19 protein-coding genes are annotated in these 22,216 nt (G+C 35.8%); 16 read left to right on the forward strand and 3 right to left on the reverse strand.

What is annotated here, in order from left to right; genetic code table 11:
• The first annotated feature begins 117 nt into the window (after positions 1–117).
• The 10 genes from ACWPVO_RS01715 (at position 118) to ACWPVO_RS01760 (ending at position 15,446) form a co-directional block, all read left to right on the forward strand.
• Positions 118–1,020 carry a substrate-binding domain-containing protein gene (locus ACWPVO_RS01715; RefSeq protein ID WP_454206126.1) on the forward strand — a complete coding sequence of 301 codons (903 nt, stop codon included), beginning with the start codon at positions 118–120 and terminating at the stop codon, positions 1,018–1,020.
• 17 nt (positions 1,021–1,037) lie between these two features.
• Positions 1,038–1,946, forward strand: a complete 909-nt coding sequence (pstC, locus tag ACWPVO_RS01720) for a phosphate ABC transporter permease subunit PstC (protein ID WP_148465150.1) — start codon at positions 1,038–1,040, stop codon at positions 1,944–1,946.
• Entirely contained in the window at positions 1,939–2,820 is an 882-nt protein-coding gene (gene pstA, locus ACWPVO_RS01725) for a phosphate ABC transporter permease PstA (protein ID WP_454206128.1), read from the forward strand. Before pstC ends, pstA begins: the two co-directional genes overlap by 8 nt.
• Positions 2,820–3,575: a phosphate ABC transporter ATP-binding protein PstB gene (gene pstB / locus ACWPVO_RS01730; protein ID WP_454206130.1), complete on the forward strand. Its 756-nt coding sequence runs from the start codon at positions 2,820–2,822 to the stop codon at positions 3,573–3,575. The genes pstA and pstB overlap by 1 nt, the downstream gene beginning before the upstream one ends.
• Positions 3,575–4,213 carry a phosphate signaling complex protein PhoU gene (phoU, locus tag ACWPVO_RS01735; RefSeq protein ID WP_454206132.1) on the forward strand — a complete coding sequence of 213 codons (639 nt, stop codon included), beginning with the start codon at positions 3,575–3,577 and terminating at the stop codon, positions 4,211–4,213. The genes pstB and phoU overlap by 1 nt, the downstream gene beginning before the upstream one ends.
• A gap of 30 nt (positions 4,214–4,243) precedes the next feature.
• The gene (locus tag ACWPVO_RS01740; RefSeq protein ID WP_454206134.1) at positions 4,244–4,924 is read left to right on the forward strand and encodes a response regulator transcription factor; all 681 of its coding nucleotides are present in this window, start codon (positions 4,244–4,246) and stop codon (positions 4,922–4,924) included.
• A gap of 1 nt (position 4,925) precedes the next feature.
• Positions 4,926–6,596 carry an ATP-binding protein gene (locus tag ACWPVO_RS01745; protein ID WP_454206136.1) on the forward strand — a complete coding sequence of 557 codons (1,671 nt, stop codon included), beginning with the start codon at positions 4,926–4,928 and terminating at the stop codon, positions 6,594–6,596.
• A 440-nt stretch (positions 6,597–7,036) separates the two neighbouring features.
• Positions 7,037–7,348 carry a DUF6110 family protein gene (locus ACWPVO_RS01750; protein ID WP_195443572.1) on the forward strand — a complete coding sequence of 104 codons (312 nt, stop codon included), beginning with the start codon at positions 7,037–7,039 and terminating at the stop codon, positions 7,346–7,348.
• A 1-nt stretch (position 7,349) separates the two neighbouring features.
• Positions 7,350–9,425, forward strand: a complete 2,076-nt coding sequence (locus tag ACWPVO_RS01755; protein ID WP_454206139.1) for a heavy metal translocating P-type ATPase — start codon at positions 7,350–7,352, stop codon at positions 9,423–9,425.
• 360 nt (positions 9,426–9,785) lie between these two features.
• The gene (locus ACWPVO_RS01760; protein WP_454206141.1) at positions 9,786–15,446 is read left to right on the forward strand and encodes an S-layer homology domain-containing protein; all 5,661 of its coding nucleotides are present in this window, start codon (positions 9,786–9,788) and stop codon (positions 15,444–15,446) included.
• A 92-nt stretch (positions 15,447–15,538) separates the two neighbouring features.
• Here the strand turns inward: ACWPVO_RS01760 and ACWPVO_RS01765 are convergent, their stop codons facing one another.
• The gene (locus tag ACWPVO_RS01765; RefSeq protein WP_250341664.1) at positions 15,539–16,063 is read right to left on the reverse strand and encodes a DUF4364 family protein; all 525 of its coding nucleotides are present in this window, start codon (positions 16,061–16,063) and stop codon (positions 15,539–15,541) included.
• A gap of 97 nt (positions 16,064–16,160) precedes the next feature.
• Between ACWPVO_RS01765 and hpt the strand changes: the two genes are divergently transcribed.
• The 6 genes from hpt to ACWPVO_RS01795 all read left to right on the forward strand — a co-directional run bounded on the left by hpt (position 16,161) and on the right by ACWPVO_RS01795 (position 20,801).
• Entirely contained in the window at positions 16,161–16,688 is a 528-nt protein-coding gene (gene hpt, locus ACWPVO_RS01770; RefSeq protein ID WP_060799566.1) for a hypoxanthine phosphoribosyltransferase, read from the forward strand.
• Positions 16,624–17,589, forward strand: a complete 966-nt coding sequence (locus ACWPVO_RS01775; protein WP_454206143.1) for a CPBP family glutamic-type intramembrane protease — start codon at positions 16,624–16,626, stop codon at positions 17,587–17,589. The genes hpt and ACWPVO_RS01775 overlap by 65 nt, the downstream gene beginning before the upstream one ends.
• Positions 17,590–17,600: 11 nt before the next feature.
• Entirely contained in the window at positions 17,601–18,338 is a 738-nt protein-coding gene (locus tag ACWPVO_RS01780) for an SIR2 family NAD-dependent protein deacylase (RefSeq protein WP_060799565.1), read from the forward strand.
• Positions 18,335–19,060, forward strand: a complete 726-nt coding sequence (locus ACWPVO_RS01785) for a class I SAM-dependent DNA methyltransferase (protein ID WP_005957794.1) — start codon at positions 18,335–18,337, stop codon at positions 19,058–19,060. The genes ACWPVO_RS01780 and ACWPVO_RS01785 overlap by 4 nt, the downstream gene beginning before the upstream one ends.
• Positions 19,061–19,062: 2 nt before the next feature.
• The gene (gene hslO / locus ACWPVO_RS01790; protein WP_454206146.1) at positions 19,063–19,983 is read left to right on the forward strand and encodes an Hsp33 family molecular chaperone HslO; all 921 of its coding nucleotides are present in this window, start codon (positions 19,063–19,065) and stop codon (positions 19,981–19,983) included.
• 92 nt (positions 19,984–20,075) lie between these two features.
• Complete coding sequence (locus ACWPVO_RS01795; RefSeq protein WP_060799562.1) at positions 20,076–20,801, forward strand: Fic family protein; 726 nt, start codon at positions 20,076–20,078, stop codon at positions 20,799–20,801.
• Positions 20,802–20,856: 55 nt separating this feature from the next.
• Here the strand turns inward: ACWPVO_RS01795 and ACWPVO_RS01800 are convergent, their stop codons facing one another.
• Entirely contained in the window at positions 20,857–21,363 is a 507-nt protein-coding gene (locus tag ACWPVO_RS01800) for an ECF transporter S component (RefSeq protein WP_454206148.1), read from the reverse strand.
• A 259-nt stretch (positions 21,364–21,622) separates the two neighbouring features.
• Positions 21,623–22,213, reverse strand: a complete 591-nt coding sequence (locus ACWPVO_RS01805; RefSeq protein ID WP_005957757.1) for a DUF4125 family protein — start codon at positions 22,211–22,213, stop codon at positions 21,623–21,625.
• Between the last annotated feature and the right edge of the window lie 3 nt (positions 22,214–22,216).

The following is a 22,216-nucleotide window of genomic DNA, read 5'->3' on the forward strand; positions in this document are numbered from 1 at the left end:
GTTAAAAAGTAAAATAATTTACACAAAGTTTACAAAAGACTTCTTGGCAATTTACAAAGCAAAATTATAATGACCATGAAATAAAAAATAAATTAAATTTTGAAAGGATGAAAATTAATGAAGTTAAAAAGTTTTGGAAAAGTTGCTATGGTTCTTGGTCTTGCTGCAAGTCTTGTCGCTTGTGGAGGAAACAAAAAGGAAGAAGCCACTGCAAATGCTGGTGGAAAAGATGAAGGAAAGGCTCTTGGAAAAATTAATGTTATATCAAGGGAACAAGGCTCTGGAACAAGGTCAGCCTTCACTGAATTAACTGGTGTTCTTATTAAGGATGGAGACAAGGAAACTGACAATACTTATGCAGAAGCTGCTGTTCAATCTTCTACTGATGCAGTTCTTACTGCAGTACAAAATGACGCCGCTTCCATTGGTTATATTTCTCTTGGATCTTTAAATGATGATGTCAAGGCCCTAAAGCTTGAAGGAGTTGAAGCTACTCCAGAAAACATTAAGGCAAACACTTATAAGCTTGCAAGACCTTTTAACCTTGCTTACAAAAAAGACCTAGATGAAAAAGCTATGGACCTTGTTAAGTTTATCATGTCTGATGAAGGACAAAAGATTTGTGAAGATGAAGGATATGTTGGCGATGCAAAGGGCGAAACTTATGCGCCAATTGATAACGATGCAAAGTTAACTATTGCAGGCTCAACTTCTGTTACTCCTCTTATGGAAAAACTTGTTGAAGCCTATAAGGCAAAGAACCCTAAGGTTGAAATTGATATCCAATCTAATGGTTCATCAGCAGGTATGACTGCTGCAATGGAAGGAACTGCACAAATTGGTATGGCATCAAGAGAGCTTAAGGACGAAGAAAAGAAGGCTCTTGACTTCACAGTTATTGCAAGAGATGGTATCGCAGTTATAGTAAACAAAGAAAACCCTGCAGAAGATGTAACTATGGATAACTTAAAACAAATCTTTACTGGAGAATTAACAGATTGGTCAGAACTTGCAAAATAAAATGCAAAGGAAATAAAATGGAAAATATTAATATAAAGGCCCCTCGAGATGACAAGAGGACCAGGACATTTTCGTGGGAAGAAGTATCTAAGTACTTCTTCCTACTTTGTTCTGTTCTTTCGATTTTCTTCTTACTCTTAATTTGCCTATTTATCTTCAAAGATTCAATAGGATTTTTGACTAAGGTGGGAGTGAAGGATTTTATCTTAAATGACTCTTGGGCACCTATGAATCAACCGCCAACTTATGGAATCTTATCCATGATACTTGGCTCAATAATTATTACAGCCCTATCATGTTTGGGGGCAGTGCCAGTTGCCATTATGGTGGCAGCCTACTTGGCCTTTGATTGTCCCAAAAAATTTTACAAGATTTTAAAACCAGGACTTAATTTAATGACAGGGATCCCATCAATTGTTTATGGTTTCTTTGCTCTAACAATTATTGTTCCTATTAACAAAAGTATTTTTGGTGGAAATGGAATGAATATTTTAAGTGCGGCAATTCTACTTTTAATAATGATTCTACCAACAATAATTTCTATGGCAGAAGCTTCACTTAGGACTGTGCCAAAGTCTTATTACTCAGGTTCACTTTCTCTTGGCGCAAGTCACGATGAAACTATAACAAGAGTTATGATACCTGCTGCAAGATCAGGAATCTTTGCAGGGATAATACTTGGAATTGGACGTGCTATTGGTGAAACTATGGCAGTAATCCTAGTTGCTGGTAACCAAACAAGACTTACACTTAACCCTCTCAAGGGAATTAGAACTATGACTACAAATATTGTTTTGGAAATGGCTTATGCTGCTGGCGACCACAGACAAGCTCTAATAGCAACAGCAGGAGTCCTATTTATATTTATACTGATTATAAATACAAGCTTCTTCATAGTTAAGAATAGGAGAGAAAAAAATGACTAAAATAATTGTCCTAGGTCTCTTGGCCCTATTTATAATTTCAATTCTTGGACTTCACTTTGTTGGGAAGATGTCCTTTTATAAAATAACTACAAGACTATTTTCTGCAATGACTCTTGGAGTCCTAGTCTTTATAGTTTTATTTGTTGTAGTAAAGGGAGCCATGTCCTTTAAACCAAGCATGCTATCTCTTAACTATTCAACAGAAAATCTTTCTATGGGTCCTGCCATTGTAACAACACTTTTAACAGTTGTCCTTTCAATTTTATTGGCATCACCTATAGGAATCTTTACTGCCATCTTCCTAGTTGAGTACACTAGGGTAGAAAACAAATTAGTAAGGGCAATTAGGCTTGCAACAGAAACTCTTGCAGGCATACCTTCCATTGTCTATGGACTTTTTGGGATGTTGTTCTTTGGACTAAAATTAAAAATGGGATTCTCAGTGATTTCTGGTGTCCTAACAGTTTCTATTATGATTCTGCCAATTATTATTAGGGCAACAGAGGAAGCTTTAAAGTCAGTTCACCCATCAGTGAGGCAAGGTTCACTTGCCCTTGGTGCAGGTAAACTTAGGACAATCTTTAAGGTTGTGCTACCAATAGCAATCCCAGGAATTTTATCAGGGATAATTTTATCTGTAGGCCGTGTAGTTGGAGAAACTGCTGCCCTTATGTACACACTGGGAACAGCGACATCACTTCCAACTTCTCTTAAATCATCATCAAGGACCCTTGCCCTTCACATGTATGTATTGTCATCAGAAGGTAAGCACGTTGGAGAAGCTTATGCGACTGGCATGGTCCTATTGATTTTAGTTTTAATAATTAACTGGTCTTCCACAAAACTTGCAAACAAACTTAGTGAGGTTGAATAATGAATACAAAAATGAGCGTTAAGGACTTGAATCTTTACTACGGAGACTTTCAAGCCCTTCACAATATAAATTTAGACATAAAAGAAAGGGAAATTCTTTCCTTTATTGGACCATCAGGTTGCGGCAAGTCTACCCTATTAAAATGCTTAAATAGGATGAACGACCTAGTCCTTGGCTGCAAGATTAATGGAGAAATAAAACTTGATGGCGAGGACATCTACGCCAAGGATTATGATGTAAATAAACTTAGAAAAAGAGTGGGCATGGTCTTCCAACAACCCAACCCCTTTCCAATGAGCATCTACGAAAACATTGCCTATGGACCAAAGACCCATGGGATAAAAAACAAGGCTGAGCTTGATGAAATTGTTGAGTCATCACTTAAACAAGCTGCCATTTGGGATGAAGTAAAAAATGATTTAAAGAAGTCTGCCCTTTCTATATCAGGTGGCCAACAACAAAGGCTTTGTATAGCAAGAGCTCTTGCAGTTAATCCAGAAGTAATTCTAATGGACGAACCAACATCTGCCCTTGACCCAATTTCTACAGGAAAGATTGAGGACCTTGCCCAAGACCTAAAGGATAAGTACACCATTGTAATGGTAACTCACAACATGCAACAGGCATCAAGAATATCTGATCAAACTGCCTTCTTCTTAAATGGAGTAATTGTTGAGAAGGGAAAGACTGTGGACATCTTTACAAACCCAAGGGAAGAAAAAACAGAATTATATGTAACAGGAAGGTTCGGCTAATGAGAAAAAGATTTGATGAAGAATTAAGGCACTTAAACAACTTGCTCTTGGAGATGGCAAGTATAAATGAATCTGCAATTAAAAAAGCAATTTCACTTTTAGATGAAAAGAATAAAAATATTGCAGAAGATGTCATCCATGACGAAGAGAGGACAGACCAATACGAAAAGACTATCCAAAACCAATGCCTTAAAATTTTTGTAGAGCAACAACCGGCAGCAAGTGACCTTAGGAGGGTCTCTTCTGCCTTAAAGATGATAACAGACTTAGAAAGAATTGGTGACAACGCAAGAGACATTGCAGAAATTTGCATGGGTCTTCCTGATGACTGTGACAGGTCAAGTCTAGGGCTTATTAAAGAGATGGCTGAGGCCACAGTAAACTTATTAAATAGGTCTATTGATTCATTCGTAAATTTAGATCTTGATCTTGCTAAAAAAATTGACGACGAAGATGATGTAGTCGACAAGTATTTTGTAATGATAAGAGACCAATTAATTGATATAATTAAGGCAGATTTTGACCCAGCAGTTGCCATTGATTTTATAATGATTGCCAAGTACTTGGAAAGAATTTCTGATCATGGAGTTAACATTGCTGACTGGGTGATTTTTACTCTCGAAGGTTCAAGAACTTAATAAGAAATCAAAATTTATAAGGATGATTTTATGCTAATTTATCTCGTTGAAGATGATACATCAATTTTAAAATTAATTGAATACTCCCTAAAGACTAAGGGCTATGAGGTCAGGGCCTTTGAAAGGGGCAAGGACTTTTTCAAGTCTCTTGAAGAAAGAAAGCCTGACCTCGTCCTCCTTGACATAATGCTTCCTGATATGGATGGTATTGAAATTTTAAAAAGACTTAGGGAGAGAGAAGACACAAGGGATACTTGGGTCATAATGATAACTGCCAAGACCTCAGAATACGATGTGATCTCTGCCCTTGACGAAGGAGCAGACGACTACATCAAGAAGCCCTTCTCTGTCATGGAACTTTTATCAAGAGTTGGGGCAGTGGAAAGACGTGCTGGCAAAAAAGTTGTGGACACAGGAGTTCTTGACTACAATGGAATTGTCATTAAGGACAAGAACAGGTCCGTTACCATTGATGGAGTCCAAGTTGACTTTAGTTTAAAAGAATATGAAGTTTTAAAATACTTAATTTTAAATAAGGACATAGTTATATCTCGTGAGAAACTCTTAACAGAAATTTGGGGTTATGATTATGAGGGAGAAACTAGGACTGTGGATATGCACATAAAATTAATAAGGGACAAGCTTGGCGACAAGAGAGGCTCAATAAAAACTATTAGGGGTATTGGTTACATGATGACCAAGGAGGAATAAGATGAAGAAAAGATTTTTCAGATACCTCCTTGGCATTGCCCTCTTGACCTTATTTTTATCAACTGTGGCATCCATGTTTATTTTTTATTCTGGCTATGCCAAGAGGTCTAACGAAGACCTGAGAAGCATCATCATGACCATGGGGGAAAGTCTCAACAAGCATGAAGATGATATAACTTACTTGGAAGGACTTGCAAATAAAAAATTGGATTTCAGGATAACTTTGATAAGAGATGACGGACAAGTTCTTTACGATTCAAAGAAGGATGTAAAGCTCTTACCATCTCACAAGGATAGACCAGAAGTCATTGAAGCAAAACGACTTGGCTATGCCCAAGTGGAAAGATATTCCAACACACTTTCCAAGGACCTCTACTATGTCAGCCTAAGGCTTGATGATGGAAATATGATTAGAATCTCCAGAGAGATGGACAACTTAATCGGTGCCTTCACAAAGGTCCTTCCTCTTGACATCTTAATGTCTATAGTGATTTTTATAGTGGCAGCTCTCGTTTCAAAGACCTTAACTAAAAAGACCTTTGATCCACTTAACAGTCTTGAAGAAGACCTACTTAGCCTCGACACAAATATTTTTCCAGAGCTAAGTCCCTTCATCAATAGGATAAAAAAACAAAAGATTACTATAGATGAAAACTACAGAGAGATTGCAAGAGAGAGGGACACAATTAATACAATCCTAAAAAATATGAGGGAGTCCCTTGTTATTGTTGACGAAAATAAAAACCTATTGGCAGTGAACGACTCTGCAAGAAAAATTTTTAAGTCCAAGAGAGAAATCCTCGGAGAAAATATAATCAACCTAATAAGAGATGAAGAAATTTTAAAAATGACTGACGAGGCCCTTGTGGGTAAGAGCATCGAAGCCATAAGAAGAATTGGCGACAGAGACTACAAGTGCTATGTCAATCCAGTCTATGAAGATAAGAGGGTGAGGGGACTTTTGATCCTCTTCATTGATGAGACAGAAGAGATTAGGGCCCTAAGACTTCGTGAAGAATTTTCATCAAATGTCAGCCACGAGCTAAAGACTCCTTTGACATCAATAAGTGGTTTTTCAGAACTTCTTGTCAATAACTTAGTAGAAGACAAGGACAAGGAAGGATTTTACAAATTAATTTACGATGATTCAAAGAGACTCCTAAGTCTTGTTGAGGACATTATGAAAATTTCTGGGCTTGAAAATGCAGGAGACTATGACAAGGAAGGAGTTGATTTAAGAGAAATTATTTCTGAAATTCTAAAGGGATATGAAAATTTAATTGAAGAAAAAAATCTTGAAGTTAAGCTTGAAGGACAAGGCACTGTCTTTGAAAACAGGACCATGATCTGGGAACTCTTCTCCAACTTAATTAACAATGGACTTAAGTACAACAAGGAGGGGGGAAGGCTAGATGTAAAAATTTCTGAAGAAGAAAGAGCCTACAAGATTATAATTGCCGACACAGGAATTGGAATCCCACAAGAAGACCTTGCAAGGATCTTTGAAAGATTTTACAGGGTGGACAAGTCTAGGTCACGCAGAGTTGGTGGAACAGGTCTTGGCCTCTCAATAGTAAAACACATCTTACAAAACATTGGGGGAGAAATAAAAATTTCTTCACAACTAGGTCAGGGAACGACCTTTGAATTACTTTTAAACAAGCAAAGTTAATAAAATTTTCAAAAGCTTTTAATAAAAGAAAGTAAACTTAAATGACCTATAGGGGTTGAACTTAAAAATCAACCCTTATAGGTTTTTTTGGTATGTAAACTTTCTATAAAATAAAAACTCCTTAAATCAATTTAATAGGGCTTAAAGGTATACAAGGTTTGGGATACTATTAGATTTTCAAAATTGAAATCAAAAATCAATTTATGTTATATTAGCTATTGATGATAAATGTAATCAAAATTAAAGCAGGAATCATTAACAATATTAAGATTTATTTCAAGTAGCCATAAATTAGTAAATAATTGATTTTAAATATCATTGTATTATTGAAAAATTATTTTAAAATTTTGCTTAATTAGGAAATTTTTTAAAAAAATGATTGTAATTTATAGATTATTGGGTATAATGAAGGCAAAGAAAAAATTTAGGAGGTTTTTATAATGAATAAGAGATTAATTAATTTAGGATTAGGTTTAGTAGTAGGTGCCCTTGGTGGAAAAATTCTTGCATCAGACACTGCAAAAAAATTAGCAGTTAATACTGTTGCTGGTGGTTTAAAAATCAAAGAAGGCATTGACAAGAATCTTGAAAATGTAAAAGTTACTAGCGAAGATATTCTTGCTGAAGCAAAAATTAAAAAAGCTGAAGACGAAAAGAAGGAAGCTGAAAGAAAGGCTCAAGTAGACATAGAAAAAGTTGCTGATGCAGAAGTTGTTGAAGAAGAAGTTGTTGAAGAAGAAGTAGAAGACTAAGATGATTGCTTCTATTGCTAGCAGGACTCTGGGGAGAGCTCGTTTCACTTACGAAGGGAGCCTTCCAGATTCCAATGTAAATAAATTAAAATATAAAATTGAAGAGCTTGAGGGAGTTAAGTTCTGCAAAATTTCTCCCCTTGCCAATTCAATAACTGTAACTTATGAAGAGAAATTTCTTCCTAAGATTGCAAGATTTATCTTGGACTTTGACTTAAGTGACTTAGATGACTTTGAAATCGATGATCCAGACTTTGTACCACAAAATAATAGGGAAGTATTTCACATCTTGCGTGACGCCATGTACAGGAGGATTTTCTTTACAAAAATTATGCCAATGCCTTTGAGACCAATTGGGGTAATTATAAAATCCATCCCTTACATCAAGGCTGGTTTAAGGAGCCTTAAGAATAGGAAGCTTGACGTGAGCCTACTTGATGCAACAGCAATTGGTGTATCTATACTTGATGGAGAGTTTGGCGACGCAGGTAGCATTATGTTCTTGCTAGGACTTGGCGAAGAACTAGAAGAGTACACACTAAAAAAGTCTAAGGATGACCTAGCTCAGTCCTTAAAATTAAATGTTGACAAGGTCTTTGTAGTTGAGGGAGATAAGAAGTATTTAAAGAAACTTGAAGAAGTAGAAATTGGCGAACTTGTTGAAGTCAACATGGGTTCAACTATTCCTGTTGATGGAGAAATAATTAGGGGTTACGGCATGGTCAACGAGGCCTCCCTAACTGGTGAGTCCCTTCCTGTTAAAAAGACTGAAGGCAAGACTGTCTTTGCAGGCACTGCCTTAGAAGAAGGAGCTCTCTTAGTAAAGACTGCCAAAAAATATGACGACTCAAGAATCAACCATATAATAGAATTAATTGGAGAAAGTGAAAAGAATAAGTCTCTTGCAGAAAAGAGGGCAGAATCTCTTGCAGATTCAATTGTAAAATATTCCTTCCTTGGAGCAGGACTAACTTATCTTTTGACAAGGAACTTTATCAAGGCCAAGTCCTTCTTAATGGTGGACTTCTCTTGTGCCCTAAAACTTACAATGCCAATTGCAACAATGAAGGCAATCTCATCGGCATCAGAAAGAGAAATTCTTGTAAAGGGTGGAAGGTATCTTGAAAAGTTAGCCCACGCTGACTCCATAGTTTTTGACAAGACAGGAACTCTTACAAAGTCAGAACCAAAGGTTGAGAAGGTAATTGCCTTTTATGACCACGATGAAGATGAATGTCTAAGGATTGCAGCTTGTCTTGAAGAACACTTCCCACACTCAATTGCCAATGCAGTTGTAAAGGCTGCTAAGGACAAGGACCTTAAGCACGAAGAAATGCACTCAAAGCCAGAGTACATTGTGGCTCATGGAATAAAATCAACTATTGAAGGAAAACCTGCCTTAATAGGATCTGCCCACTTCATACTTGAAGATGAAAAGATTCAAATAGACAAAGATCAAGAAGATAAGATTGAAGAGTTAAAAGAAGACTATTCACTTTTATATCTTGCTTTTGATGAAAAACTAATTGCAGTAATTTGCATCAAGGACCCAGTTCGTGAAGATGCAAAATTCACTATTGATGCCCTAAGAGAACTTGGCTTCACAAGAATTGCAATGCTAACTGGCGACGCAGAAAATTCTGCAAGAGCTGTAGCAAAAGAACTTGAGCTTGATTATTACGAGTCTCAAGTCTTACCAGAAGACAAGAAAAATTATGTAGATAGGGAAAAGGAAGCAGGCAGAACTGTAGTTATGATTGGAGACGGCATCAACGATTCCATTGCTCTTTCATCAGCAGATGTTGGCATCTCTATGCATGAAGGTGCAGACATAGCAAAGGAAATTGCAGACATATCCATTAAGTCTGACTCCCTAAAGGAACTCATCGACGTAATAAAAATTGCAAGAGCTCTCGAAGGAAGAATTCACAGAAATTACAGGGAAATTATTTCCTTTAACGGAGCCCTAATTATCCTTGGCGTTTTGGGTTATGTGACAAACACTCGCTCAGCCTTCCTTCACAATGCATCAACAGTTGCCATTGCGGGAAGAAATATGAGAGAGTATAGAATTTAAAAATTTAATTTAAGTTTAAAAATAAAGCCCTAGCGGCTTTATTTTTTTGCATATAGTAAATTTTTATGAATTATTTGGGGGAAATTTTAAGGGTTAAAACCGTCTAAGAAAAAGAAAAACATTTGAAAGCAAACGACTTGTAAAAGAAAATTGAAAATAAAGTAAAAAAAAATATACATTTTTTTATGGAATGTAAATTTTTTTATTTTCAATTCAAAAAAAATATTGTATAATTTTTTCCTAAAAAAATCCTCTAGCCGCATGTTGAGGGGGTTTATATATTATTATTGTATATTTAGGAGATGAGTAAATTTGAAAAAACATTTAAAAAGAATTACAACACTTTTTTTAGCAATATGCATGGGTTTAACAATTCCCTTACAAGCTTTTGCAGGCAGTACAGATTTAATCTTATTGTCAAAGGAAAAAGATCCTATTAATACTTTAGCCGTTTCACCTTATAAACTTAATGATAATGAAAAGGCAGCAGAATTTTTAAAAGACAAAGACCAAGCTGACATTTATACATACCGCACAAATTATAAGGTACAAAAGGGCGAGAAATACAAGAAAAATTATCAGCCTTACGTAGCAAGTGTTGGTGCAGCTATAAGCGAAGAAGATAAAGCAAGGGTAAAAAAAATAATTAAACTACCTGACCTTACTGGTTATATAAAACCTAAAGATAGCTTTTCAATAAATTATGATGAAATAAAAAGGAAAGCAGAAGAAGGAGATATAAAAAGAGAAGATGGTGTAAATATTCACCAAGGGGAACAAGACTTTAAATATAAGGCTAAAAAAGCACAAGTTAAAGTTAAGCATGTATTCCAAACCTTAAGAGATCTTAATAAATATGCTAACAAAGATGGTTCAGAAAATGCTTTTACAAGGGAACAAACAGGTAGCACTGGCTCTACAATGGAAGTCAAACCTTTAGATGAAACAGAAAGAGAGGGATTTGAGCCAGAGGCAAAATTTATTATGACCCAAGTTCCAGAAGACACCAAAGACTTTGAACTAGAGTACCGCTACAATCGTGCCTACAATGATGTGGTATTTGATTGTGCTGATGGTACGCCAATACCTGCAAGGACCCTATATTATGAACAAAAAATTCCAAAGATTGCAGAAGGGGATATGCCAACTAAGGCTGGTATGATACTCAAAGGCTGGAAGCCTTCTGTAGATTTAAAGGGAAATATAAATGGTAAAGATACTGTTTTCAAAAAAGATGAAATCATGAAGGACACATTAGGTAAGCCAAGCTTAAATCTTGACCTTAATTTACAAATGCCGGCGAAAAAAGTAACCTTTACGGCCCAATGGGAAACTAAAAAAGAAGCAGACTATACAGTCTTGTTTTGGGCAGAAAAGGCGGATCATCCAAAGGATGCTAAACTTTTGGATAAGTATGACTTTGTAGGAACCCATGTATATAAGGATCAGAAAGTAGGTATGCGACCAGAACTTGAAAAAGAACCTGTAAAAGGCGTAGAGTTTACAGATTTAGATGCTGGTAGACTAAAAAGGATTTACGCCGGGGAGAAAGTAAAGGTCAACAATCCCAATGGCACTGATAAAATGGAAATCCCCTACCTTAATAAGTTTTATGTCTACAACCAAGACCTTACTAATAAGCAAAATGCCGATAGCAAAAACCCAAGCCTTATAAAGACAGTGTCAGCTACAGGAGAGACTGTATATAACATCTACTACGATAGGCAGGTCTACAAGCTTTGGTTTACTAAAGGCTTATTCAACAGGAGTTTCTATCCGACACTAACAAGGAATGGAGAAGTGCTGGGCAAACCGGGAGCACCTTATCACTTTGAGGCTCGCTTTAACCAAAGTCTTTTGGGTCTATGGCCCAATGACATCTTGGAGGTCACTGGTTTTGAAGAGGGCTACAATTCTGTAGGATGGTCTATCTTGCAAGATGTTAGATATAACCGTAACTATCGTGATACCCCTCCTTATAGGCTCACTGCCAATCAATTTGTGGATTATCCGGAATTGAGTACAAAAGGTTTAGCAAAAGAAATTCCTATGGGCGAAGGGGTGGCTGCCAAAAAGGCGGGACCCTTTGATATAGCCTTTGGCATTGATCAAGGTAAAAGTTCTAATGTTATGCCAATTCACGAAGACTTTTTGCTGGATGGTTTTGAAGAAGACGAACAAAACTATGACTATGATCTTTATATGGTAAAATCTGATGTAGATAATTCAGACTATGACTTTACACAGCCGGACCTGCAAGGTTTTACGAGAAAGTGTAAAAGTAAAAAACTTGATAAAAAATTAGATGATTATGACCTGCAAGAGGAAATGAATGAAGAAAGAAATGATATAACGCCATTTCCTGAGCTTTATTATAGATATAAAGGCAAGAAAAGACAAAAGGGCAAGATGTATTTTATGTATGCCTTCCCTAAAATTAACTCACTAAATGAAGAAGAAAAAGAAGATTTAAAGAAGCCTATTGAAGACCTAGAGGAAGATGAAAACGAATATGATAGCAGCGTTGCAAATTTTGAGCAAAATGGTTATTTGGTCTTTGAATACTCAAGAAATAAGTATGAGATAAAACTCAACAATGACCCATCAAAAGAAAAGGAAGCTTCATCTTATACAGATAAGGACAAAATTCAGGTTTTCTACGATTACCCTTTAAAGAAATTAAATCTTGATAAAGACCACAAGCCGAAAAAGCCTAAGGGAATACCAGATTCATGGGAATTTAAGGGCTGGGCAATGGATACTAAAGGACAAAAGCTTGTATGGAAAAACAATGAAACCATGCCGGCGAGAAATTTAGTCTTATATGCTCAGTGGGGCGAACCTGATTACAAGTGGAAGGTTACCTTTGATGCAAATGGCGGTACTTTATCAAATATCAATACTGATAATCTAACTGTTGAGAAAAAATCAATTAAAGAGGGGGATATTGGACAAGAAAAAGAAGTAACTTATCCCCTAGCTGGAGAAAAAGATGGCGACAAACAAGTCTTTACAGTAGTCCAACACCAAATATTAAACTTGCCGGAAAAACCAAATCGAAAGGGATACGAATTCCGTGGATGGGAACTTATCCGTTATAAGAAGGATAAGGATGGCAACTACACTGATGAGTTGGACACAGACTACAGTCAAGCATACCGCAAGGCTTCAGGCGGTCCAGAGCTTTATGCCTTTGGCAATGATGTGGTCAGCCCTATTTATTTAAAAGCCATTTGGGTGCCGACGGACACCGTTGATGTCAAAGTTAAGCATTATTTCCTAGATGAAAACTTTAATCTCGATAAGTCTATTTCAAAAAATCCTTTAAAGGAAGATGTTGTAGATAAGCGTGTCAACTATTTAGCAGCGACAATTGGGGACCAACAAAACGAAGAATGGATTTTAGCGACTGATGAAGAACTTATGGCTCATAAGGATTCTGATGTTTACAAGGAATACAAGGATTATAACGATAGGGTAAAACTCAACAACACCTATTTCCAAACAATCCGTGTAGAAGCTGAAAATGTTGTGGATCAAAAAACGGGTGTATCAAGCAAGAATCCAAATTTTGAAAATAATATTTTTAAATTTTTCTACAGAAGATATAAAACACGTAAATATAAGGTAAATTATGTGGATGTAAGGGCTAAAGAAGCAATAGAAAAAGCTACAGATCCCGCAGAAAAAGAAAGACTCATTAGAGAAAACAGCATAATTGGACAAGAGAAAGTTACCAGTGAATGTCGTGACTTTGATGCAAGAAATTATAGACCTATACCAGGTTGGGTTTTGGCAAAGGATGAAAAACCACAAAAGCAACTTTTCTATGATATTGATGAAGAAACAAATAAATTCTTAGGTATTAATGGAAGTGGATCTGATGAAATCAACTTCTACTACCAAGATGCTCGTGTAATTGAATGTCAAAATCCTAAGGAGCCTGTACCAGATGGTTATGTAAAAGTAACATTTAAGGCTTCTGATGGTGGCTCCTTTGGTAGGGATCTTAAAGGCAATGAGGTTAAAGAAATTAATTATTATGTTATAAAGGGTCTCAAATTTGGTTTATTATCAGTGCCTGACCTATTAAAAGCAGGCGAAAATATATCTGATAAGCACCATATAAGACCAGACCTTGGAAGAGAATTTACAGGATGGGACACTTCCTTATTAAACAAGAACACACCTATTGAAGAAGACCATACCTTTACTGCAAAATTTGATTGGTCTGAAATTGAGGCAAGGTGTTTTGCGACAACAGAATCCTTTATGGATCCAAATGATAAGTGGACTAATAGTTTTGCACCTAAAATTTCTGATATTATGAGTCTTGTTACTTGGTCAGGGAAAGATAGTGGAACTATTGCAAGTCTAGAGTTTGTAGATGAAAATGGAAGAGCATTAACTGATGAAAAACTTTTTGACCTTTGCAGCGAAAAAAATATGTCTGATAAGGATGAACTTGTTCGCACAGTAAAGATTAGGGCTTTGGTACAATTTGGTACTAGTGAAGATAAAAAAGTAATTGAAATACCAATAAAGCTTTACAAAAATATTTATGAGGCGAATACATCAGGAGATAAACCTTTATTTTTAACTGAGGCTGAAAAAACTGACCTAAACATCAACTATGTAAAAGTTACAGTTAATCCAACAAGAAAGGCAAATAATAAAGATAGTAAAATTTATTATGTAAATCCAAAGGCTTGGGTTAGTATTCCAGAATTTGATATAAATAATGGGGAGAATGAGCCTAAATTATCCAAGTGGTTAAGTGGAAGTCAAAACGATGAAGTTTTTGATTTTAAGGCTCGTCATCAGTTTACACAAGACACAACTATAACTGCTCAGTTTGATGACCAAAAACCAAATATACCAGAGAAACCAGATGATCCAGGAACAACAGAAAAGCCTGATAAACCTGATACACCAGATGTGCCAGGAACAACAGAAAAGCCTGATAAACCAGATAAACCAAATAAACCAGAAAATCAAGATCCATCTGATAAGCCAAATGAACCAGAAAATCCTGAAAATCCAAGCAAGCCAAGTGGATCAGATGATGACAAACCAGAACCTGGACCTAGACAAAAGCCTGAGGATCCTGATGACTCAGGACCAGAATTTCCACTTAATCCGGGAGATGATAATCCACAGGATCCTGAAGACTCAAATCCTGGTAGCCAATTTAGGCCAAGTGAAGAAGATTTTGGATATCCTGATAATTCAAGGCACTGGTATCCTGAAGTAAATAGTGAGGCCTTCTTCCAAGAAAAATTTGCAAGAAAGCCTATACCATCAAGTGATAATTCTTACTCTAAAGAAGTAATCTATATAAAGGGTTTTAATGGAAGTTTTAGACCTAAGGATGGACTTACTCGTGCAGAGGCTGCGCAAATTCTTGCTAACGCCCTTATTGAGGACGGCTACAAGTACCATGATGATTTCAAAATTTCTTATAAGGACATTGGAGAAGGATGGTACACTAGGGCTATTAAAATAGTAACTGAAGCTAGAGTGTTTACTGGTTATGATGATGGAAACTTCAATCCACAAAAGAAGATTACAAGAAACGAATGGATTTCATGCTTAAAGAGATTCCAAGAACTTTCAAATGCAAGTGGGAACCATATGAATCTAAAGGCTGGTCACTGGGCAATGGGTGATGTCGAAGCAGCTTGTGAGGAAGGTTGGCTAAAGATTTATGAAGAAGGAAAGCTTAAGTATGAAGGCGATAAGTTTATAACAAGAGAAGAGGTTGTAGCAATTTGTAACAAGGCCTTTAATAGACTTGTTGATAAGGACTATATTGAAAGAAATGCTAAGGATCTAATAAACTTCAATGATGTCAATGAAAGCATGTGGTCTTACGATGATATTCTTTGTGCAAGTAATACTTTCTTGTATCAAGGAAATATTATAAAGGCACACTTGAATAAGGATAGCAAAAACTCCTTTAGTATGGACACCAGTGGATTTGAAATTAAACAAGTAAAGTTTGAAAGAATCCCGAGGTAAAATTTTATAAAAACATTAAAAAAACAAACCCAGAAAACATCTCTAGGTTTGCCTACAAACTAAAAGGACCCTGGTGGTCCTTTTTCTTTTGCTTATTTATTTTCTTCTTCTGTCAAAATTTTTAAAATTTCTGAATAAATTTCTTCTGGATTTTTTTTGAAGTTAGCAGAAATTTTCTTCGCCATAGTGGCATCTGAAGTTTCAATTTTTAAATTTAATACTTCGATCTCGTCGTCTCTAATTTTTAGTTGAGCGTAGTGGCTCCCATCTCTTTCCATGACTTCTGCTGAGACAGAATTTTTTAAAAGTAATTCGTGGTGGTAGGCTTCCATCTTCTCGTCCAAAAATTTTATATTTTCTTCAGGTATTTGCTCGTAGAAAATATTTAGGGTCTTGACTCCGTCCTCTGATAGATAATATTTTTTGTCATTGTCAAAGAGGACAAGGCCCGTTGACTCTAGCTCCTTTAAATATTGTTTGAAGTAAAAATAATTAAAGAGCTCAATATCCAATACAAAATAAGACAGGTCATTCTCCTTTAGTCTGTGGTTGAAGTTGTCTATTATGTAGAGGATTAATAATTTATTCAATGCAAGTTCAAAAGAACTTTTTTTCATAAGATCACCTTCTAGGGTATTATACCAAAGCCAGGCTTATAATGGCAATTAAAGATGAATTTTTACAAGTTTTTGATATAATGTACTTGGAGGAATTATGGAAAAAGAAATTTTATTTTCTCGTGAAGAGATACATGAAAAAGTTGTAAGCCTGGGCAAGATGATTGAAAAAGACTTCGAAGATGATTTCGTAGTTATTTCTCTTTTAAGGGGAAGTTTTATCTTTGCAGCAGACTTAGTTAGAGAGATAGATAGATTAGTTGAAATAGATTTTTTAACAACGTCAAGTTACGGCCACAGCGAAAGCTCCAGTGGAGAAGTTAGGTTCTTGACAGACCTTCGCACGAATATTGAGGGAAGAAATGTCCTAATAGTCGATGACATATTGGACACAGGTAATACCCTTTATGCTGTGAAGGAAAAGTTAATGACTTATAAACCTAAGTCCATAAAGACTTGCGTCTTGTTAGATAAACCTTCAAGGAGAGAGGCAGATGTAAGTGCCGACTATGTTGGCTTTGAAATTGAGGACCTCTTTATAGTTGGTTACGGCCTAAACTATGGCGACCACTACAGGAATGTCCCTTACATCTACACTTATAAAGAAAAAAATGAGAAACTTTAAGAAGAAAAATTTAAATGTAATGAGTGTCAACTCCTTGACCCTCGTTCTTGCAATTATATTTTTGACAATTGGCTTTAATATTCAAGAACGTTTTAGTTTTTGGGGGACTTTAATAACAGAGGTAGTAATTGTTTTAATTCCAGCCCTACTTATTTCTTCCACAGGAAGAATTAAGGAGGTCCTAAAGATCAAGAAGGTCCCAATGAAGAGCTTGGGACTCACAATAATCCTTGTGGTATTAATTTATCCTGTGATTTTACTTCTTAACGGAGTATTTTTGTCCCTTCTTTCAAACTTTATTGAATACAAAAATTTTCCCATGGAGTTAATGCTACAAAATGTTCCGATTTTTAATTATTTAATCTTCATGTGCCTTGTGCCGGCAATTTGTGAAGAAGTTTTCTTCAGGGGAACTCTTACCAATGCCTACAATGTTTATGGAGAGAGGTTTGCCATAGTGGTGTCGGCTCTTGTCTTTGCCCTCTTCCACTTTGACATCCAAAATTTTATAGCTCCCTTCTTGTTGGGGCTTTTATTTGCAAGTTTAATTGAAGTTACAGGCTCAATTCTGCCTGCAATCTTGGGTCACTTTGTCAATAACGTCCTTGCAGTTTTATCTGCCAGGTATGTAAATGAAAGAGTATTTAACTTTTTGAGGCAGACAAAATTTTCTCGTGAGATTGGATCTCTTGAGCTTTCAATAATTATAATTTTAGTTGTCCTTTCTATTTTCTCAATAGTCTTTAGCAGGCTTATTTTGAAAAATCTAAAGAAGGAAAATCAGGCTGAAGGTCAAGTTAAGATTAGGTATAGGGACGTAGAGGCTATTGACTTGTTCAACTTTGTGCCCCTTATTGCCCTTGTGATTTTGTATTTCATCTATCACTATATTGTTTTTTAAGGAGATAGGATATGGATAAGATTAGAGAAGCAGCAGATTTAATTTTAAAATCAAAGAAGGTTTTTGCCCTAACTGGTGCAGGTATTTCTACAGATTCAGGCATCCCTGACTTCAGGTCATCATCTGGTTACTATTCCAAGATGGACCCAGCCCTTGCCCTTTCCAAAGACAGACTTTTAAACCATCCAGAAATTTTTTATAAGGAAGGTTACAAGATCTTAGAAGACCTAAATGACCAAGAACCTAATGGAGGCCACAAGGCCCTTGCCAAGATGGAAGAGGAAGGATTTTTAGCTGGAATAATCACACAAAACATTGACAACCTTCATGCCAAGGCTGGCTCCAAAAATATATATGAAGTTCACGGCGAAACTCGTGGAACCCACTGCATGAAGTGTGGGAAGGAATATCCCTTTGCCCTAATGAGAAAAAAGGTTGAAGCTGGAGAAATTCCACCAAAGTGCGACGCTTGTGGCGGAGTAATAAGGCCTAACGTTGTAATGTTTGGCGACATGATGCCAGACGACTTCGAAAGGGGAGCAAGGGAACTTGATTCCACTGACACCCTAATAGTTGTTGGCTCATCCCTTACTGTTTCACCAGTGAACTTCTTGCCAAACTACGTGGACCACTTGATTATAATTAACAATGACCCAACACCAATGGATAGGCGTGCAGATGTAGTAATCCACGAAAACTCCACTAGGGTCTTAGAAGAAATTTTAAAGGAGCTTGAAGCCAGATCATGATGTACGGAGATTTTGCTTATTTTTACGACAAGCTCATGTACGACCTTGACTACGAAAAAATTTATAAATTTATAGGAGAGCTTCTAGGGAAAAAATCTCTAGAAGCTGACTTAATTTTAGAAATGGCTTGTGGGACAGGAGGTCTTACAGAGAAACTTGTCAAGGACTACAAGGTCCATGCCTTTGACCTGTCAGAGGACATGTTGGCAGTCTGTGAAAATAAGATTAGGAGTAGAAATTTAAGACTTTTTAAGCAAAATATGGCAGGATTTTCTGCCCCAGGGACTTATGACGCCATAGTCTCAGTTGGTGATAGCTTAAATTATTTAATAGAGAGGGAAGACTTTGAGGCAGCTTTGAGGTCAGCCTATGACCACCTAAGAGAAGGTGGGATCTTTATCTTTGACTTAAACACTGAGTACAAGTTCAAAAACATAGACCCCGTAACTGTTGACGAAGTTGAAGATGTCTTTTACATCTGGGAAAATATTTTTGATGGGGAGTCAAAACTCAACACTTATGGAGTTAATTTTTTCAGAAACACTGAAGACAACAATTATAAGAGATTTTATGAAGAACACATAGAGAGGGCCTACGACCTTTCTTATGTGAAAAATATTTTAGAAGAAATTGGATTTTGTGACATAGAAGTTTATGACGACTACGACTTTAAAGAAGCAAGTGATAAAACTTCGAGATACACAATAATCGCAAGGAGGTAAATTTGGGATATATTTTAAGAGCAATAGATGAAACAGAAACTATAAAAATTTCTGCTGCCATAACAACTGACGTGGTTGAAGAGGCAAGAAAAATTCACAATCTTTCAAAGACAACTTCAGCAGCCCTTGGCAGGGTTTTAACTGCAACAGCAATTATTGGTTCATGGCAAAAAAATGAAAAGGACTCAATAACTCTTTCCATTAACGGAAACGGACCAGCAGGTCCAATTATTACAACTTGTAAAAATGATGGCTTTGTAAAGGGTTACGTTGCAAGACCTGGGGCCGACCTTCCAACAAGAGAGTCCGACGGCAAGATTGACGTGGCAGGAGCAGTGGGCCAAGGAACCCTTACTGTGACAATGGATGTTGGGATGAAGAAGCCTTACACAGGAACAGTTAACCTAACAAGTGGAGAAATTGCAGAAGACCTTGCAGTTTACTTCTTGCAATCAGATCAAGTTCCATCAGCAGTTGGACTTGGAGTCCTAGTTGATGTTGACTATTCAATAAAGGCAGCAGGTGGCTTCATAGTTCAACTAATGCCAGACTGCAGGGAAGAAGAAATTGCAAAGCTGGAAGAAAACTTGAAGAAGTTAAAGAATGTAACTTCAGTGATTGATGAGTACCACGACGCAGAAAAGTTAATTGAAATTTTAATGGAAGGCATGAACTACAAGGTCCTTGAAAAGAGAGACATTGAGTACAAGTGCAACTGCTCTCGTGAAAAAGTTGAAGATGCAATAGTGTCAGTTGGTCCAAAAGAAATTAGAGAAATTTTAGAAGAAGACAAGAAGGCAGAAGTAAATTGCTATTTCTGCAACTCTGTTTACAATTTCGATGAAAAAGACCTTGAGAGAATGCTAAAGAAGGCAGAGGACATAAATAAAAATAGGGAAATAATAATCCAAGATAATTTTTAAAAATTTTCTATTTTGTTTTAGCCTTATCTAAGAGTTAGGAGACTACTTATTACTTTCTTGTTGGCTGCTGGCAAAAAGGATATAATTGTATTATGAATAGAAATTTATTAGATGTTTTAAAATACGAAAAAAACAATAAAATAAGTGGTGGAATATATCACAAACTTCAAGTTGAATTCACTTATAACTCTAATCACATCGAGGGAAGTAAACTGACTGAAGACCAAACTAGGATGATATTTGAAACTAACACTCTTGGAGTCAATGAGGCAGTAAATGTTGATGATGTTATAGAAACTGTAAATCACTTCCAAGCAATTGATAAGGTCATCGACTCCTACGATGAAGATTTAACAGAAGACTATATAAAAGATATTCACAAATTTTTAAAGGCTGGCACAAGTGACTCGAAGTTAGACTGGTTTAAGGTTGGAGATTATAAGGCCTATCCCAACGAAGTTGGTGGATATGAAACGACTTCGCCAGAAGATGTGTCTCGTGATATGAAGAAACTTTTAGATTCCTACAATGAGAGGACAGACAAGACTTTGGAAGATATAATTGACTTTCATTATAAGTTTGAAAAAATTCATCCCTTCCAAGATGGCAATGGAAGACTTGGAAGGTTGATTATCTTTAAGGAGTGTCTAAAGCATGACCTCGTTCCCTTTATCATTAGTGAAGACTTAAAATTTTTCTATTACAGAGGTCTTGCAGAATACAAAAAGGAAAGAGGCTACTTGGTAGAAACTTGCCTTTCAGCTCAGGACAGGTTCAAAACTTATTTAGATTATTTTAAAATTGAATATAATGATTGAGAGAAACTTTATAAAAAAATAAAGATAGCTAGAAAATTTAATCTAGCTATCTTTTTTATTTTATGCTATTAAAAACTTTTTCCATGGGTTTTAATATCACAAGGACTATGACGGATGAAACGCCAATTTGAATTAGGTTGCCTGGTATTGATGCAAGGGGTGCAACAAAGGAAGACAAGATAAAAATTTCTCCTATGTAATAAACAACAACTTTTACAAGGGCAACAAGAATGAAGGACAAGATTAAACTTTTAAGAGTGTACTTCTTGTAGTTCATCTTGTTAAGTATGTAGCCCATAATAAGTGCTGAGATCACAGTCATTGGAGACCAAAGAATCCATCCACTTGTGAGGTCGAAGAGTCCCATGCCTAGAGCTCCTGCTGTCATGCCAACTCTCTTGTCAAAAAATATGGCTGCCAAGAAGAAGGGTACATTGCCCAAGTGAATCAAGCCGCCGTTGGGAGAGAAGGGAAGTTGGATTTTTACAATCCAAGTGAATACATATACAAGTGCAATAAATAGTGAAGTGATGACAAGGTCTCTGACCTTAAAATTTTTCATGTGAGCTCCTTTCATGTTTTAAAAAGTAATTTAAAAATATTCTACCAGAAATTGTCATATAAATAAAGAACAAGGTCGACAATCCGACCTTGTTTTTAATATTATTTATAATCATTAAAGGGAAAATTTTTAAAAACTTACTATGACTGTGAATTTATAGGAGTATTTTTGTAAGTGATTTTTGGAGTAAAGATTCGTTAATTCACTTAGTATTAAAGTAGCTTTAAAAGTAAGGAATATTATTGTAAAAGTTATAAGACTATTTATCTTTAAGAAATTTTAAGTTTTTTTCAACTAAATTTATTCCTTTTTGATATGCACTTATATAATATTTGGATATAAGTTTTAAAGTTGTTTCTGAATAACTATAGAGTTCACCTTTGAAATAGTATTCTATGCTAGTATTAGCTGTACTGTTTGTTGAATTATATAAATCTCTCTTATTATCCAAGATTTCTGGGTTGTTTTTTCTAATATCTTCTTCCCAAGCGAGATAAATAGCCATTATTGAATTGACGAGGATATCTTTGTCCTTTGAGATATAAGGGAGATTATTTTTTATTTTGCTAAAATATTTAGGATCAGTATATTGCATCATATAAGCATATTTTTCTGTAATCAGATTTCTATTGTCCTTTTTAGCACTGATTAAGTCATTTAAATAAGAAGTTAGTATTATATCATTATAGATATTCCAGTAACAAAGACGAGAGTATATAAAGGTAAAAGAATCATCTTGACAGAAAGCTCTTTTACCTAAATTATTTACATTAGTAAAAAACTTCCATTCACTTATTACAATTTTTTTTAGAGTTTCATCTCTTTTTTTTGATGTTGAATCGAATTTCATATT

This window comes from Peptoniphilus sp. Marseille-Q6390, from assembly GCF_965119475.1.